The sequence below is a fragment of the Dokdonella sp. GW821-FHT11D02 genome (assembly GCF_058808595.1).
In genome coordinates this window covers 4,030,410-4,046,141 of the sequence record NZ_CM179520.1, presented here as the reverse complement: position 1 = coordinate 4,046,141, position 15,732 = coordinate 4,030,410, and the positions used below count along the sequence as shown (strand labels likewise).

Annotated in this window: 14 protein-coding genes; 9 read left to right on the top strand and 5 right to left on the bottom strand. The window is 68.4% G+C overall.

Annotation, left to right across the window (positions count from 1 at the left end; all coding sequences use genetic code 11):
* Positions 1–18: 18 nt before the first annotated feature.
* Entirely contained in the window at positions 19–3,603 is a 3,585-nt protein-coding gene (locus AC3QL3_RS17270) for a hybrid sensor histidine kinase/response regulator (protein WP_492895323.1), read from the top strand.
* Here AC3QL3_RS17270 and AC3QL3_RS17265 read toward each other — a convergent pair.
* The 3 genes from AC3QL3_RS17265 to AC3QL3_RS17255 all read right to left on the bottom strand — a co-directional run bounded on the left by AC3QL3_RS17265 (position 3,573) and on the right by AC3QL3_RS17255 (position 5,129).
* A complete protein-coding gene (locus AC3QL3_RS17265; RefSeq protein ID WP_492895322.1) occupies positions 3,573–3,749 on the bottom strand; it encodes a hypothetical protein in 177 nt (58 codons plus the stop codon). The genes AC3QL3_RS17270 and AC3QL3_RS17265 overlap by 31 nt on opposite strands.
* Positions 3,730–4,782 (bottom strand): uroporphyrinogen decarboxylase, encoded by a 1,053-nt coding sequence (gene hemE, locus AC3QL3_RS17260; RefSeq protein ID WP_492895321.1) that lies wholly within the window; start codon positions 4,780–4,782, stop codon positions 3,730–3,732. The genes AC3QL3_RS17265 and hemE overlap by 20 nt, the downstream gene beginning before the upstream one ends.
* 86 nt (positions 4,783–4,868) lie before the next feature.
* Positions 4,869–5,129: a WGR domain-containing protein gene (locus AC3QL3_RS17255; protein WP_492895320.1), complete on the bottom strand. Its 261-nt coding sequence runs from the start codon at positions 5,127–5,129 to the stop codon at positions 4,869–4,871.
* 165 nt (positions 5,130–5,294) lie between these two features.
* Between AC3QL3_RS17255 and AC3QL3_RS17250 the strand changes: the two genes are divergently transcribed.
* Positions 5,295–7,643 (top strand): TonB-dependent receptor plug domain-containing protein, encoded by a 2,349-nt coding sequence (locus AC3QL3_RS17250; RefSeq protein ID WP_492895319.1) that lies wholly within the window; start codon positions 5,295–5,297, stop codon positions 7,641–7,643.
* A 42-nt stretch (positions 7,644–7,685) separates the two neighbouring features.
* Here the strand turns inward: AC3QL3_RS17250 and aroB are convergent, their stop codons facing one another.
* Positions 7,686–8,762 carry a 3-dehydroquinate synthase gene (gene aroB / locus AC3QL3_RS17245; RefSeq protein WP_492895318.1) on the bottom strand — a complete coding sequence of 359 codons (1,077 nt, stop codon included), beginning with the start codon at positions 8,760–8,762 and terminating at the stop codon, positions 7,686–7,688.
* Entirely contained in the window at positions 8,759–9,310 is a 552-nt protein-coding gene (locus AC3QL3_RS17240) for a shikimate kinase (RefSeq protein ID WP_492895317.1), read from the bottom strand. Before AC3QL3_RS17240 ends, aroB begins: the two co-directional genes overlap by 4 nt.
* A gap of 90 nt (positions 9,311–9,400) precedes the next feature.
* On the opposite strand from AC3QL3_RS17240, the gene xrtH reads away from it, so the two are divergent.
* From xrtH to AC3QL3_RS17205, 7 genes are all read left to right on the top strand, one after another.
* On the top strand, positions 9,401–9,910 hold the full coding sequence (gene xrtH / locus AC3QL3_RS17235) for an exosortase H (RefSeq protein WP_492895316.1): 510 nt from the start codon (positions 9,401–9,403) through the stop codon (positions 9,908–9,910).
* A gap of 135 nt (positions 9,911–10,045) precedes the next feature.
* Complete coding sequence (locus AC3QL3_RS17230) at positions 10,046–10,249, top strand: dodecin family protein (protein WP_492895315.1); 204 nt, start codon at positions 10,046–10,048, stop codon at positions 10,247–10,249.
* A 52-nt stretch (positions 10,250–10,301) separates the two neighbouring features.
* A complete protein-coding gene (locus tag AC3QL3_RS17225; RefSeq protein WP_492895314.1) occupies positions 10,302–11,006 on the top strand; it encodes a response regulator transcription factor in 705 nt (234 codons plus the stop codon).
* 89 nt (positions 11,007–11,095) lie between these two features.
* On the top strand, positions 11,096–11,914 hold the full coding sequence (locus AC3QL3_RS17220) for a hypothetical protein (RefSeq protein WP_492895313.1): 819 nt from the start codon (positions 11,096–11,098) through the stop codon (positions 11,912–11,914).
* Positions 11,915–11,938: 24 nt separating this feature from the next.
* On the top strand, positions 11,939–13,687 hold the full coding sequence (locus AC3QL3_RS17215) for a hypothetical protein (RefSeq protein WP_492895312.1): 1,749 nt from the start codon (positions 11,939–11,941) through the stop codon (positions 13,685–13,687).
* Between the two features lies 1 nt (position 13,688).
* Positions 13,689–14,183, top strand: coding sequence for a Rab family GTPase (locus tag AC3QL3_RS17210; protein WP_492895311.1), 495 nt, complete (start codon positions 13,689–13,691; stop codon positions 14,181–14,183).
* Positions 14,183–15,727 (top strand): hybrid sensor histidine kinase/response regulator, encoded by a 1,545-nt coding sequence (locus AC3QL3_RS17205; RefSeq protein ID WP_492895310.1) that lies wholly within the window; start codon positions 14,183–14,185, stop codon positions 15,725–15,727. Before AC3QL3_RS17210 ends, AC3QL3_RS17205 begins: the two co-directional genes overlap by 1 nt.
* The last annotated feature ends 5 nt before the right edge of the window (positions 15,728–15,732 follow it).

Genomic DNA, 15,732 nt, shown 5'->3' with positions numbered 1-15,732 from the left:
AAGCAGGGGAAAAGGAAAGTGTATCGATCGCTGCTGGTCATTCCGCTCGTGGCATTCGCCGCCGCGCTCGCCCAGGCCGCGCCGCCGCCGGCGGCGCCGCAATTCGTTTCGCTGACGGTCGCCGACGGCCTGCCGTCGAGCGTCGCCTACAAGACCGTGCAGGACCGCGACGGTTACGTCTGGATCGGCACCCAGGACGGTCTCGCGCGTTACGACGGCATCGGCTTTCGCGTGCTGCGGCACGATCCGGCCGATCCGGCCTCGCTGCCGGCCAACGACATCTCCGCCTTGTTGGTCGACCGTTCCGGCCGGCTCTGGTGCGGCGGCGAGGCGACCGGCCTCAACCGGCTCGAAGCCGACGGCCGCAGCTTCACCCATTGGATGCACCGGCCGAACGAACTCGGCACGCTCGGCAGCAACGACCTCTTCACCATCGTCGAGGACGCCGACGGTGCGATCTGGGTCGGTACTTATCTGGGCGGCCTCAACCGCCTGCTGCCCGACGGCAGCTTCCAGCGCTACGACCACGACGCGGAAGATCCCGGCAGCCTGCGTTCGACCAGCGTGATCAGCCTGTATCCGGATGCGCGCAAGCGCTTGTGGATCGGCACCGACGACGGCGTCGACGTGCTGCAAGCCGACGGCCGCCTGGTTCACGTCGAGCTGCCGCCGACCTTGCAGCGTCCCGGCCCGACCAAGGTCTCCGCCTTCGTCGGCGAAGACGACGGCGGCGTCGTGGTCGGCACCACCAAGGGCTTGTTCCGTGTCGGCGCGGACCTGCGCTACCGCGACGAGATCGCCGCCGCGCCGGCACCGCTGCGCGTGCTGTCCTTGGCGCGCGGCAGCGCCGACGCGCTATGGATCGGTGTCAGCGGCGGCTTGCTGCGCCAGGATGCGCTCGGCTTGCATCGCTACAACGGCGGCGAGATTTCACCCGGCGCCTATCCGGGCACGCGCACGATGGACATCCAGCGCGACGCCGAGGGCGGCACCTGGTTCGCGCTATACGACGGCGGTGTCGCCCATCTGCCGCCGCACTGGCGCAACTTCTCGGTGTTCCGCCACATGCCGGGCAACCTCGACAGCCTCACGCGCGCACGCGTGCGCGCGCTCGGCATCGACCGCTCCGCTGCGATCTGGGTCGCCAGCGGCAACGATGGGCTCGATCGCATCGATGCGGCCAGCGGGCGCATCGAACGCTGGGGCGAGCGGCTGCACTTGTCCGGACCGCCGCTGGCTTCGGTTCTCCCGCAGGGCGAGGACCGCGTTTGGATCGGCTCGCCCGCCGGGCTCAAGTTGCATTCCTTGCGCGATCTCGGCGCGGTCGAGATCCCGACCGATCTGCGCCGCTCCGATGCGCTGCCGCCCGGCATCGTCGACCAGCTGGTGCCGGCGCGCGACGGCAGCGTCTGGGCCGGCGTGCGCGGCGGCGGCGTCGCGCGGCTGGCGCTGGAGCCGCCGCGCGTGCTGGCGCGCTACACGCCCAGCGACGGCAAGCTCGCCAACGCCGACGTGCTCGCGCTGGTACTCGATCGCGACGGCCGGCCTTGGCTGGCGACGATGAGCGGACTGGAGCGCTACGACCCGGCGCAGGATCGCTTCGTCGAAGTCGCGGGCGTGCCGCGCGAACCGATCAGCGCGTTCGACTTCGCCGCCGACGGCAGCTTCTGGCTGCACCGGCTCGGCGCCTTGGAGCAGTATCGCCTCGGTGCGGCCGGCGCCGAACGCGTGCAAAGCCTCGGTGCGGCCGCCGGTTGGCCGAGCCTGACCGCCGCCGCGCTCGCGGTCGCCGCCGACGGCAACGTCTGGGTCAGCTCGCCGCGCGGATTGTGGCGGGTCGAGGTCAAGACCGGCGCGATTCGCCGCTTCGACGAGCGCGATGGCCTGCCGAGTTCGGAATTCGTCGCCGGTGCCTTGCTGCGCGCCGCCGACGGCACGCTCTACGCCGGCACGCTGCGCGGCATGGTTGGTTTCGATCCGGCGGCCTTGCAGCTGCAATCCGCGCCATCGCCGCTGCGGCTGACCGCGCTCGGCGTGCAGCGCGGCGGTCGCGCGCTCGCGCTCGATGCGGGCGCACCGATCGAACTCGAGCACGACGATCTCGATTTCCGCGTCGATGCGCGCTTGCTCTCCTACGAAAACCCAGCGGCGAATCGTTATCAGGTGCGGCTCGAGGGCTTCGATCAGGATTGGATCGAAGCCGAGCGCGGCGAGCGCATCTATTCGCAGCTGCCGCCCGGCGACTACCGATTGCAACTGCGTGCGGCCAACGTCGATGGCGCCTGGAGCGCGCTGGCGCCGTTGCCGGTGCGCGTGGCGCCGCCGCCGTGGCGCACGCCGCTCGCCTATGCGCTGTATGCGCTGGCCGTGCTGGTGCTCGGCTATCTCGCGCTCGGCCGTTGGCGCGCGCGCCTGCGCCGGCGTCACGCCGATGCGCTCGCCGAGGAACGCCGCCGCGGCACCGAACTCTTGATCGAAGCGAAGTCGGCCTTCCTCGCCACCATGGGGCACGAGATCCGCACGCCGATGACCGGCGTGCTCGGCATGAGCGAACTTTTGCTCGGCACCACGCTGGACGAACGCCAGCGCGGCTATGCCGGTGCGATCCGCCAGTCGGGCGAGTTGATGTTGCGCATCGTCAACGACAGCCTCGACCTCGCGCGCATCGAGGCGGGCAAGCTGGCGCTGGCGGCGGCGCCGTTCGATCCGGCCGCGCTGCTGCGCGAAGTCGGCGTGCTGCAGCAGCCGCTGGCCGAGCGCAAGGGACTGCGCCTCGCGCTCGACGTCGCCGCCGGCACGCCGACGCGCGTGGTCGGCGACGCGCTGCGGGTCAAGCAGATCCTGCTCAATCTGACCAACAACGCGCTGAAGTTCACCGAGCGCGGTACGGTGACCTTGTGTCTGGCGCGCGGCGACGACGGTCTGCTGTTCCGCGTCGTCGATACCGGCCCCGGCATGAGCGAAGCGGTACGCGAGCGCTTGTTCGGCCGCTTCGAGCAGGCCGACGGCATCTCGCAGCGCCACGGCGGCAGCGGCCTCGGCCTTGCGATCTGCCGCGAGCTGGCGCAGCTGATGGGCGGGCGCATCGAGGTCGCCAGCGCGCTCGGCGCCGGCAGCACCTTCAGCGTCGAATTGCCGCTGCCGGAGGCGGCGGAAGCCGCCGCGCCGATACCGGCGCCGCCGCTGTCGCCCTCGCGCCGCCTGTGCGTGCTGCTGGTCGAAGACGATGCGACCGTGGCGGCTGTGGTCGTCGCCATGTTGGCCGAACTCGGTCATCGCGCCGTGCACGCGCCGAACGGGCTCGCCGCGCTCAGCGAACTCAAGCGCGCGACGGAGCCGGGCGGCGAGCGCTTCGACGCGGCGATGCTCGACCTCGATCTGCCCGGCCTCGACGGCTTGCGCATCGCGCGCATGATCCGCGCCGGCGAAGACGGCGCGCTCCTGCCGCTGATCGCGATCACCGCACGTTCGGTCGGCGACGAGGAGGCGCACATCCGCCTCGCCGGCATGGACGTCCTGCTGCGCAAGCCGGCCACGCTGCAATTGCTGCGCGAGGCGATCGACGCGGCGCTTCAGAAGCGCGGGAAATCCGCCGGCGCGTAGACCAGGTGCAGCACGCGCCGATGGCGCGGACGCGCCGCCGGCGTGGAGGCGTGGATCGTCGGTGGGTTCTGCAGCAGTGCGTCGCCTGCCGAGCGCGCGAGTTGCTCGCGCGCCGTCATCGCATTCTCAGGCGCGCGGATATCCATGCACCGCCTCGACCAGGGCCGCGACGTGTTCGGGATCGATGTCGGGCGTGATGCCGTGGCCGAGATTGAAGACATGGCCGGGATGCGCGCCGAAGCTGTCGAGCACCTTGTGCGCCTGCGCGCGGATCGCCGCGGGCGAGGCGGCGAGCACGGCCGGGTCGAGGTTGCCTTGCAGCGCGACGCGTGCGCCGACGCGCGCGCGCGCCTCGCCGATGTCGACGGTCCAGTCGACGCCGAGCGCGCTGCAGCCGGTGCCGGCCAAGGCTTCGAGATGCGTGTTGGCGCCTTTGGAGAACAGGATCAGCGGCACCTCGCGCGCGGCCGCGTCGGACTTCAGCAGAGCCACGACCTCGGCCAGATAACGCAGCGAGAAATCGCGGAATGCCTGCGGCGCCAACAAGCCGCCCCAGGTGTCGAACACCATCAGCGCCTGCGCGCCGGCGGCGGCCTGCGCCGCCAGATAGCGCGCGACCGACTGCGCCAGCGTGTCGAGCAGGCGATGCATGGTGGCGGCGTCGTCGAGCGCGAGCGCCTTGGCGCGCGCGAAGCTGGCCGAGCCTTCGCCTTCGATCATGTAGCAGGCCAAGGTCCAGGGGCTGCCGGAAAAGCCGATCAGCGGCACGCGCTCGTTCAATTCGCGCCGGATCAGGCGCACTGCGTCGGGGACGTAGCGCAAGTCGGTTTCCGGATCGGGCACGCCGAGCTTGGCGATGTCGGCGGCGCTGCGCAGCGGATGGCGCAGCTTCGGGCCTTCGCCGTCGACGAAGTGCAGGCCCAGGCCCATCGCGTCGGGAATGGTCAGGATGTCGGAGAACAGGATCGCCGCGTCGAGCGGGAAACGCGCCAGCGGCTGCAGGGTGACCTCGCAGGCGAGCTCGGGCGTCTGCGCGAGCTTCAAGAAACTGCCGGCGCGCTCGCGCGTGGCGCGGTACTCGGGCAGGTAGCGTCCGGCCTGGCGCATGATCCAGATCGGCGTCTTGTCGACGGGTTCGCGGCGCAGCGCGCGCAGGAAGCGGTGATCGGGAGCGGACATGCGGCAGCACTCGGCGGACGGGAATGCGGCCATTGTCGCCGCAGCGGCGGCCCGCGCGCAGCGGGGCGCGGCAATCGGACTCAGGTCTAGCCGGCGCGGCGGCCGTCGAAGCCCTGGCTGAACATGACTTGGAAGCCGCGCTTGAGCTGGGCGTCGCGTGCGTGCTCGAAGGCGTGGATGGCCGCGTCGCGTTCCAGGAACAGCTCGCGCTTGCTGCTGGCGCGGTTGCCTTGCTGGCCCCATTCGCGGAACAGCATCCAGCCGCCGAGCAGGTCCTGCTCGAGCACGATCTGGTAGTAGCGCGGCACTTCGGTGCCGACGGCTTGGGTTTGCATGAACAGGCGCATGGTCGTCGCCGATTGTAGCCGGCGATTGTAACTGCGGGCGTGCGATCCGCGACACGGTTGCCGGCAGAACATCGGGTAAGCTGCGACGGCTATCCGCAACGGGGAGAGTTCATGGTCAGTCCGCAGGGCAAGGCGGCGCGGTGTGCCGCGTGGTTCGCTGTCGCAATGTTTCCTCTCGCCGCGTCCGCTCAGGACGCCGCCACGGCGCCGCCGGCGCCGAGCGCCGAGGCCAAGGTCACCGAATTGGAAGGCATCACCGTGCTCGGCTCGCGCCGGCGCGATCGATCCTCCGATACCGAAACCGCGGTGCCGGTGGACTTGCTGCCGATGACCAAGGCGGCCGAGCAGGGACCTTCGTTCGACCTCGCGCAGACCTTGCAGTACACCACGCCGTCGTTCACCTCGGGCCGGCAGACCGGTGCCGACAACGCCGACTCGGTCGACTCAGCCGCCTTGCGCGGACTCGGTTCGGATCAGACTCTGGTACTGGTCAACGGCAAGCGCCTGCACACCAGTTCGCTGTTGAACCTGTTCGGCGCGCGCAACCGCGGCAATACTGGCGCCGACCTCAACACGATTCCGATGCTGGCGATCGACAACGTGCAGATCCTGCGCGACGGCGCCGCCGCCCAGTACGGCTCCGACGCAATCGCCGGCGTGATGAACATCGAGCTGAAGCGGCGCAAGGGCTGCGAGGCGGTGGTCGGCTACGGCCAGTACGATCGCGGCGACGGCAAGAACTATCTCGCTTCGGGCTACTGCGGCTTCGCCGTCGCCGGAGACGGCGTGCTCGCGCTGACCGCCGAATATCTCGATCGCGGCCGCTCCAACCGCTCCGATCCCGGCAGCCCGCGCACGATCGGCGACACCGCGGTGCGCAACGGCACGTTCTATTTCAACGGCGACATTCCGTTCGCCAACGGCGCGCATTTCTATTTCGACGGCGGCATCCAGAACCGCAGCGCCTCGTCGGGGGCGTTCGCGCGCGGCGGCATCGGCTCGGACGACATTCCTTCGCGCAACTCCGCCGCGATGTATCCGGACGGCTTCGTGCCCTTCATCGATCCCTACATCCAAGATCGCCACGCCACCGCCGGTGTCTGGTGGAATTGGAACGACTGGCGCGTGGACGCGTCGCAGACCTTCGGCTACAACAAGCTGATCGACTCGATCCGGCACACCTTGAACGCCTCGATCGCCAACCTCGATCTGGAGAACGGCGGCGCCGGCATCAGCCCGAGCCGCTTCAACGCGGGCGGCTTCTCGTTCGAGCAGGCGACCACCAACCTCGACTTCTCGCGCTATTTCGACCGCTGGCTGCACGGTGTCAACATCGCGTTCGGTGGCGAGTTCCGCCACGAGAACTACCAGATCTACGCCGGCGAGCGCGGCTCCTGGGTCGACGCCGACGGACCGGGCGGCGGCAACGCCGGCAGCCAGGGCTTCCCCGGCTTCCAGCCGGGCGATGCGACCGACAAGAGCCGCCACAGCTACGCGGCCTACTTCGACGTCGAAACCAACTGGAGCGAGCGCTTCATGACCGACCAGGCGGTGCGCTACGAGCATTACAGCGACTTCGGCTCGACCCTGACCGGCAAGATCGCCGGCGCGTTCCATCTCACCGATAGCTTCCTCTTGCGCGGTTCGGTCAGCACCGGTTTCCGCGCGCCGTCGTTGCAGCAGCGCTATTTCTCTTCCACTTTCACCGACTTCATCAGCGGCGTGCCGGTCGACGTGGTGCTGGCACCGAACGGCGGCCGCATCGCGCGCGCGGCCGGCATTCCCGATCTGAAGGAAGAAAAATCCAAGAGCGCCACGCTCGGCTTCACCTGGAAGCCGCTCGACGATCTCTCGGTCACGCTCGACGGTTACCGCATCGACATCGACGATCGCATCGTGCTGAGCGGCTATTTCGGCACCGACGATCCGGATATCGGCGAAATCCTGCAGCAACTCGGTGTCGGCCAAGCGCAGTTCTTCGTCAACGCGGTCGACACCAAGACGCAAGGCTTCGACTTGACCGTCAACCACACGGCGGAACTCGGCAACGGCACGCTGGCGAGCTTCCTCGCCTTCAACCGCGGCACCACCACGGTGCGCAAGGTGCACACGCCGCCGTCCCTGGTCGGGCGCGAGGACTCTCTGCTCGGCGAGCGCGATCGCCTGTTCATCGAAGGCGGCGCGCCGCGCTCGAAGGCGACGCTCGGCTTCGACTACGCGATCGGCAAGTGGGATGCGAACTTGAAGATCATCTACTTCGGCGAGATGACGCTCGGTACGTTCTCAGGTCCGCCGGTGCCGAATCAGCACTATTCGGACAAGACCTCGGCCGACGTCAGCCTGACCTACAGCTTCAGCGACAACACCAAGCTCACCGTCGGCGGCCAGAACGTGCTGGACAAATTCCCGACCAAGCAGAACCCGGACGAAACCGACAACGGCTTCAAATACGAAAGCGTGCAGTTCGGCTTGAACGGCGCGGCCTGGTTCGTGCGATTGGCGCACAAGTTCTGAGCGAAGTAGCGCGTTCCTGCGCAGGTTAGTGCCCTGCGCAGGCTAGTTCGCCGTGTCGAGCACGTCGACGATCGCACGGTCGTCGACATCCGCCACGATCTCGGCGCGGCCGATGCCGCGCCAGAGAATCAGGCGCAGGCGGCCGCTGAGGTTTTTCTTGTCCAGCCGCATCAGCGCGAGCAGGCGCTCCGGGTCGCTCGGCGGCAGCGTCGTCGGCAGGCCGAGTGCGGCGAGCAGTTGCGCGAGGCGTTCGGCGTCCGCCGGTGAAGCGCGTCCGAGATCGGCGGAAAGTCGCGCCGCCAGCCGCATGCCGATCGCGACCGCCTCGCCGTGCAGCAGGTTGCCGTAGCCGCTGTCGGTTTCCAGCGCATGGCCGAAGGTGTGGCCGAAGTTGAGCAGGGCGCGCTCGCCGTGTTCGTGCTCGTCGCGCGCGACCACGCCGGCCTTGTGGCGGCAGCTCGTCGCGATCGCTTCGATCAGCGCGGCGTCCTCGCGCGCATTCAGCGCAGCGGCGTGCAGTTCCAGCCAATCGAAGAATGCGGCGTCGCCGATCGCGCCGTACTTGACCACTTCGGCCAAGCCGGCGCGGTATTCGCGCGGCGGCAAGCTGGCGAGGGTGGAGGTGTCGGCCACCACGGCGCGTGGTTGATGGAATGCGCCGACCAGGTTCTTGCCGGCCGGCAGATTCACGCCGGTCTTGCCGCCGACCGAAGAGTCGACCATCGCGAGCAGGGTGGTCGGCATCTGCACGAAGTCGATGCCGCGCATCCACGCGGAGGCGGCGAAGCCGGCGAGGTCGCCGATCACGCCGCCGCCGAGCGCGAGGATGGTGGCGTCGCGGTTGGCGCCGAGGCGGGCGAGCGCGTCGAACACCACACCGCTGTTGGCCAGCGTCTTGTGCGCCTCGCCATCCGGCAGCACCAGCGCGCTGTGCGCGAAACCGTCCAGGCCGGCCAGTACGCGCTCGAGATAGAGCGGCGCGATCGTTTCGTTCGTCACCACCAGCACATGGCGGCCGCGGATCGCCGTGCGCCAGCGTGCCGCCTCGCCGAGCAGGCCGGGACCGATCCAGATCGGATAACTGCGCGCGCCGAGCGCGACCTCGACCGTCGTGCTCATGCGGCGCTTTCCGCGCGACCGCGCTGCCAACGCGCTTCGAGCAGGTCGAGCAGATCGTGCGCGGCGTGCATGCTGTTGCCGACGCCGACCGAATCGAGGCGCAGGTCGGCCGTTTCCGCATACAAGGCGTTGCGTTGCGTGGCCAGCTGTTCGAGCCGCTCGCGCCGGTCCGGCGCCTGCAGCAGCGGGCGATGGCGGTCGCGCGCGAGCCGCGCGAGCTGCGCCTCGACGCTGGCGTCGAGCCAGATCACGTAGCCGCGTTCGCGCAGCAGAGTGCGGTTGCCCGGATCGAGCACGGCACCGCCGCCGGTCGCCAGCACGATGCCCTCGCGCGTACTGAGCTCGGCCAAGAGCGCGCTCTCGCGGCGGCGGAAGCCCGCTTCCTGCTCGAGTTCGAAGATCAAGGCGATGGCGGCGCCGGTATGCGCTTCGATTTCGTGGTCCAGATCCAGGAACGGCATGCGCAACAGCTCGGCGAGATGGCGACCCACGGTCGATTTGCCGGCGCCCATCGGCCCTATGAGAAACAGGTTCGGCGCGGGATTCATGTGTAAATCCTAGCAGCCGCGTCTCATGCAGACACGCCTGTGGCGTAGACTGGGCGGCCTGTCCGGTCGTTCGCGGAAGCCGCCCGTACCATGCTGCGCTTCGTTTCGTTGTTCCTGTTCTTCCTCGCCGCGCTGTTCGTGCTCGAACTCCTGCAGCCGGTCGAGCAGCACGTGATCCTGCCGTTCACGGCGGCGATCGCCAAGGTTTGCGTCTGGATCGTCGGCCTGTTCGATCCGCACGCGATCGCCTACGGCAAGATCCTGCAGACCACCAGCGGCGATTTCGCGATTTCGATCGAGCGCGGCTGCAACGGCATCGAAGCGGTCATCATCCTGGTCTCGGCGATGCTCGCGTTTCCGGCGCCGTGGAAATACAAACTGACCGGCATCGGCATTGGTTTCGTCGCGATCCAGACGCTCAATCTGGTGCGCATCATCAGCCTGTTCTACCTCGGCCAATGGAGCAAGCTGTGGTTCGAGTGGTTCCACTTGTATCTATGGCAGGCGCTGATCGTGCTCGACGCTTTGGTCGTGTTCCTCATTTGGCTGCGTTATCTGCCGCGCGACCGGCTGCGGCCGAATGCGCCGGCGCTGGCTTGAATCGTGTGAATCGCGCTGCGGTGATTGTGCGGCCGATCACACGGGGATGATGCCGACGGCGGCGATTTGCACTAAACCTTTCCCAGTCTTTCGGCTTTGTTATAGTGTCGAAGTCGAATCCGAGGAGAGACGATCGTGTCCATTGCCAAGGTTATCGAATTGAGCTGCTCGTCGCCCAAAGGCATCGAGGACGCAGTACAGCAAGGGCTGACCAAGGTTTCGCAGACGGTCAAGAATCTCAAAGGCGCCTGGGTCAACGACATCAAGGTGTTGACCGACGCGGACGGCCGTGTGACCGAATGGCGCGTCAACATGCGCGTCAACTTCATCGTCGAATAATGTCGGGGAAAAACGGTTTGATGGACCATTCCGCAACGACCGGTAGCACGGCATGAATAAACTCGGCCTGGTGGTCGGCGTGCTCGAGGACGACCCCGACATGGCCGCGCTGGTCGGCCAGTGGCTGGAGGAGTCCGGCTACACGGTACGGCTGTTTCGCAGCGCAACGGAGTTCCGGCGCCGTCAGGGCACCGAGGCGATCGATCTCCTGGTGCTCGACTGGATGCTGCCTGACAGCACCGGCATCGAGGTGATCGGCGCGATCCGCTCGTCGGCCAACAGCAAATTGCCGGTGGTGTTCCTGACCGCGCGCGACGCCGAAGACGACATCGTGCGCGGCCTCGCCAGCGGCGGCGACGACTACGTGATCAAGCCGCCCAAGCGGCGCGAACTGTTGGCGCGCCTGGGCGCGGTGCTGCGCCGGCACGGCAGCGACACCGAAGCCGGTGCCGGCGAAACGGTGGAACTGGCGCCCTATCAGGTCGATTCGAAGCGGCGCAAGGTCAGCATCGAAGGCCGCGAAATCGAGCTGACCCAGCGCGAATTCGATCTCGCCAACTTCCTGTTCCGTCGCCATGGCCGCATCGTCAGCCGCGATGCCCTGCTCGAGAACGTGTGGAACCTCAGCGCGGCGGTGTCCACGCGCACCGTCGACACCCACGTCAGCCGCCTGCGCAAGAAGCTCGATCTCAACGGCGAGCACGGCTGGCGCCTCGCCGCGATCTACCAGCACGGTTATCGGCTGGAACAGGTCTAGTTGCCGGCGCCGACGCCCGGCGGGGTGGGCAGCGGCGAGGGTGGATGCAACAATGCGGCGCGAAAGCGTCCGTGGACGGGCGGTGGCGAATGTCCATCGTTACCGTCCGAGGACGGTTCGCACGCGCAGCGGCGGCGATGTCGCCGATCCGCATCACGCGAGACGCGGCTACGCCGCGATCTACGCAGCGAACGAGGCAGGAGCGCTTCGCTCGACGATCTGCTAAGGGGGAAGTCGTGGCAACCGCAGCGAAATCGCTTCCACGTAGCAGCAAGAACAAGGCCGGTGCGCGCGTGCGTGCGCCGGCGGCGGCGCGCCAGCCGGCGGCGCCGCGCCAGCAAACCAGGAGCAAGTCCATGGCAGACCCGAAGAAGCCCGCCGCCGATGCCGGCGCCGATCGCAACGTCGACCAGATCCGCGACATCCTGTTCGGCGGCCAGATGCGCGACTACGAGCGCCGCTTCCAGGAACTCAATCAGCGTCTGGAAGCCGAGCTTGCGCGCATGCGCGAAGCGCAGGACAAGCGCCTGGCGCAGATCGACAAGCGCATCGACGACCAGCTCGACAAGCTCGGCAAGCTGTTGCGCCAGGAAGTGCAGGATCGCAACGGTGCCGTCGACGACCTCGAATCGCGCCTGCAACAGGCGGCGCGTACCGCGCGCGGTGAAGTCAACAAAGCGCTCGAAGCGCTTGGGCAGGAGCTGGCGGCCGGCGACGAACGCCATCGCAGTGCTCTGGCCGACCTGCACGCGAGCGCCAGCGCACGCGCCGGCGAGACCGAAGCGGCGCTGTCGCGCAGCAGCGCCGAACTGCGCGCCGACAAGGTCGGCCGCGAGGATCTGGCCGCGCTCCTGACCGAGTTCGCGCTGCGCCTGAAGGGCGACTTCGACCTGCCGACCCTCAAATAAGCGCGCCTGCGGTCGCACGCCGACGTGACTTCGTCAGGACCCGACCAAGACTCGCAGGAGCCGAGCGCGCAGGCTGACTTCGAGCGCCTGCGCGAGATCCTGCTCGGCGACGAGCGGCGCGCACTCGACGCGGCGCGCCGGCGCATCATCGAACTCGAGCAAGCGCAGCGCGATCTGGCGCAGCGCCTGCCCGGCGCACTCGAAGCACTGGCCGACGAGGCCTCCACCACACGCGTCGCCAACGCGCTTGCAGCGCCCGTCTCGCAAGCGCTCGGCGCGGCGGTGCAGCGCAACCGGCAAAGCCTGATCGACGTGCTGTTCCCGATCATCGGGCCGCTGATTCGCAAATCGATCGCCGAAGCGCTGCGCAACCTCGTCGCCGATCTCAACGGCGCGATCGAGAGCAGCTTCACTCTGCGCGGCATCCAGTGGCGCATCGAAGCCTGGCGCGCCGGCGTGCCCTACGCGCAGGTCGTACTCAAACACCGCCTCGCCTACGCGATCGACCACGTGTTCCTGATCGAGCGCGATTCCGGCCTGGTGCTGCATCACGAGGCCGCGCCCGGCCTGCCCGAACTGGACAAGGACGCGATCGCCGGCATGCTCACCGCGCTCGGCGAGTTCGTCGGCGATTCGGTCGGACGCGAAGCCGGCGATACGCTGGAGTCAGTACGCGTCGGCGAACACTTGGTGTGGGTGCTGCACGGTCCGCGCGCGAATCTCGCCTGCTTCATGCGCGGGGTGCCGCCGCCGGCGCTGCACGGCCTGCTCGAACAGCGGCTGGAGGAAGTCCACACGCGCCTGGCCGAACCGAGCGCCGACCCGCGCGCACCCGAGCATGCTTTAGCCTGGGGCCAAGGCCTGCAGCCGACCGCCTTGATCGAGCAGGCGAGCGCCGCCGACCAAGTGCAGCAGCGCAAGTCGCCTTCGCGCCTGCCGCTGCTGCTGATCGTGCTGCTGCTGACGGCGCTGTTGTTCGCCTTCCTGCTCAGTCGCGACCGCTGGCACGCGCGCGTCGATGCGTTGCGGGCGAAGCTGGAGGCGCATCCGGGCTTCGTCCTCGGCGCGATCGAGGCCAAGCCGTGGAGCCGTTTGCAGGTGCGCGGCCTGCTCGATCCGGACGCCGCCCCGCTGGCGCCGCTGCTCGATCCGGCCCAGTTCGAGGGCGTCGTGCCGAAGCTTCAAGTCGAGGGTTATCTGTCCACCGCCGACAGCGTGGTCGAACATCGCGCACGGCGCTTGCTGCAGCCGCCGGAGGGTGTGCGTCTTGCGGTCGAACACGGTGTGCTGAATCTGGCCGGCGCGGCGCCGCAGGCGTGGCTGGACGCGACCTTGCCGCGCGCGGCGTGGATCGCCGGCGTCACGCGCGTCGATTCGACGCTGACGCCGGAAGTCGACGCCGTTGCCGCCGCACGTGCCGAGTTGGCGCGATTGGCGCGCGAGCTGCCGTCCCATGCGGTCGAATTCGTCGACGATGTGCAAGCGACCGACGCCAGCGGCGCCGCGGTCGATGCGATCGCGCGCGAGGCCGGGCGTGCGCTCGAGTTGGGCAAGGTGGCCGGGGTGCGTGTCCGGCTGACGTGCGTCGGCGCCAATACGCACGTCGGCAGCGACGAAACCAATCAGCGCCTGCGCACCGAACGCGCGCGCTGGCTGGCGCTGGCGCTGGCCGCGCGCGGCATCGCCAATGCGGACGGCAGCGCACCGGCCAGCGAGGGTGACGCCAGGTTGGACCGGCGCGTCGCCTATCTGCGCCTGACGATCGAGGACTGACGTGCGCACGCACAAACTCTGCATGCTCGGCGACTTCGGCGTCGGCAAAACCAGCCTGGTCGCGCGCTTCGTGCGCAGCACCTTCTCGGCCAAATACTTGACCACGGTCGGGGTCAAGGTCGACAGCAAGGAAGTCGCGCTGCCCGGACGCGAACCGCAGAAGTTCGTGCTGTGGGACATCGCCGGCCGCGGCGCGCTCGATGCGCCGGGCGAGAACTATCTGCGCGGCGCCGCGGCCTTGTTGCTGGTCGCCGACGGCACGCGCGAAGCCAGCCTCGGTTCGGCATTGAATCTTCTGATGCAGTCGCGCCGCCTGCTGCCGAACGCGGTGGTCGCGCTCGCCGTCAACAAACTCGATCTGATCGACCGCTGGGAAGTCGCGCCGGCCACCCTGGCCGATCTGCGCCGCAGCTTGCCGGTGTTTGAGACCAGTGCGTTGTCGGGCGACGGCGTCGAAGCGGCGTTCGCCGATCTCGCTACGAGGTTGCCGCCGTGATGTCGGGGGCGAAGCTGCCGCCGCCGGTCGAGACCTACTTGCGCGACACCGTGATGCGCCGCGCGCAGCCGCTGCTGCTGAGCTTCGAAGGCGATTGGCGCTTGCGCGAAGTACGCGGCGAAGCCGCCTTCTACGGTCTCGATTCCGAACACGGGCTCAGCCAATTGCAGGATCTGTTCGTCGGCCTGCCGCTGGATGCGGCGCACGATCTTCCGTTCGTCGAATTCGCCAACGGCCGCAGCGCGCACGTGCATCTGATTCCGGATGCATCCGGCTTCCACGTGCTCTTGCTCGATGCCGCCGAAGAACGCGAGCGCCAGCGCGCGCAGCAGCAGCTCGGCCACGAAGCAGTATTGACCGGACACGAGAAATCCAAGGCGATCGGCCGCCTCACCGAAATCCGCAACGAACTCGAGCGCCAGCGTGCCGATCTGGAAGAAGCGAACGCGCTGAAGAACGCGCTGATCGCGACCTTGAGCCACGAATTCCGCACGCCGCTGACTTCGATCTTCGGTTACCTGCACCTGCTCGAACGCCGCATCGACGGCAGTGCGAACGCGGCGCAGGCGCTGCAGGCGGTGCGCCGCAACGCGACGTATCTGTTCACGCTGGCGGAGAACTTGCTCGAGTACGGCCGCGGCGAATCGGGCGTCGCCTTGCTCAACGCAGTCGAAGTCGATTTGGCCCTGCTCGCGCGCGATCTCGATGCGATGTTCCGCCCGCTGGCCGAAGACAAAGGCGTCGCCTTCCGCGTCGGCCTCTTGATCGAAGACGGCGCGGCGCCTGTGTTCGACGAAGTGCGCTTGCGTCAGATCGTGGTCAACCTGCTCTCCAACGCGGTGCGTTACACCGCGAAGGGCGAAATCGCCTGCGATCTCGCTTGGCGCGACGGACGTTTGTGCATCGAGGTCGCCGACAGCGGCATCGGCATCTCGCCCGAGTTCCGCGACAGCGTGTTCAAGCCGTTCAATCGCGGCGGCCAATCGGGCAGCAAGGGCGCCGGCCTCGGCCTCAGCATCGTGCGGCGGCTGATCGAACAGATGCACGGCGAGTTGCAGCTCGACTCGGCGCTCGGTCGCGGCACACGTTTTCGCGTCGAACTGCCGCCGCTGGAACGTGCGCAAGCGATCAAGCCGGCCGCCGCGCGCGCGGCGGCGCCGTTTCGTCACGGCGTCAGCGCGCTGGTGGTCGACGACGATCCCGACATCGCGCAGTTGCTCGAGGTCTTGCTGGTCGACCTCGGCTTCCAAGTGCGCCTGGCCGAAGACGCCGCCGGCGCGATCGCCGAAGCGACGCGGCAACCGCCCGACGTGCTCTTGATCGACGTCGAATTGCCGGGCTTGTCCGGCAACGCGGCCGTGTTCCAGCTGCGCTCGCACGGCTATCGCGGCCGCATCGTCACCTTGTCGGCGACCTCGACCGGTGAGGCGCGCGACGCCTCGCTGCGTGCCGGGGCCGATCACTACCTGACCAAGCCGTTGAACCTGGATCAGTTCGTCGGCGTGATGCAACGCGCGCTGCAGGACACCTCCGCGGAGGCTTGATACCG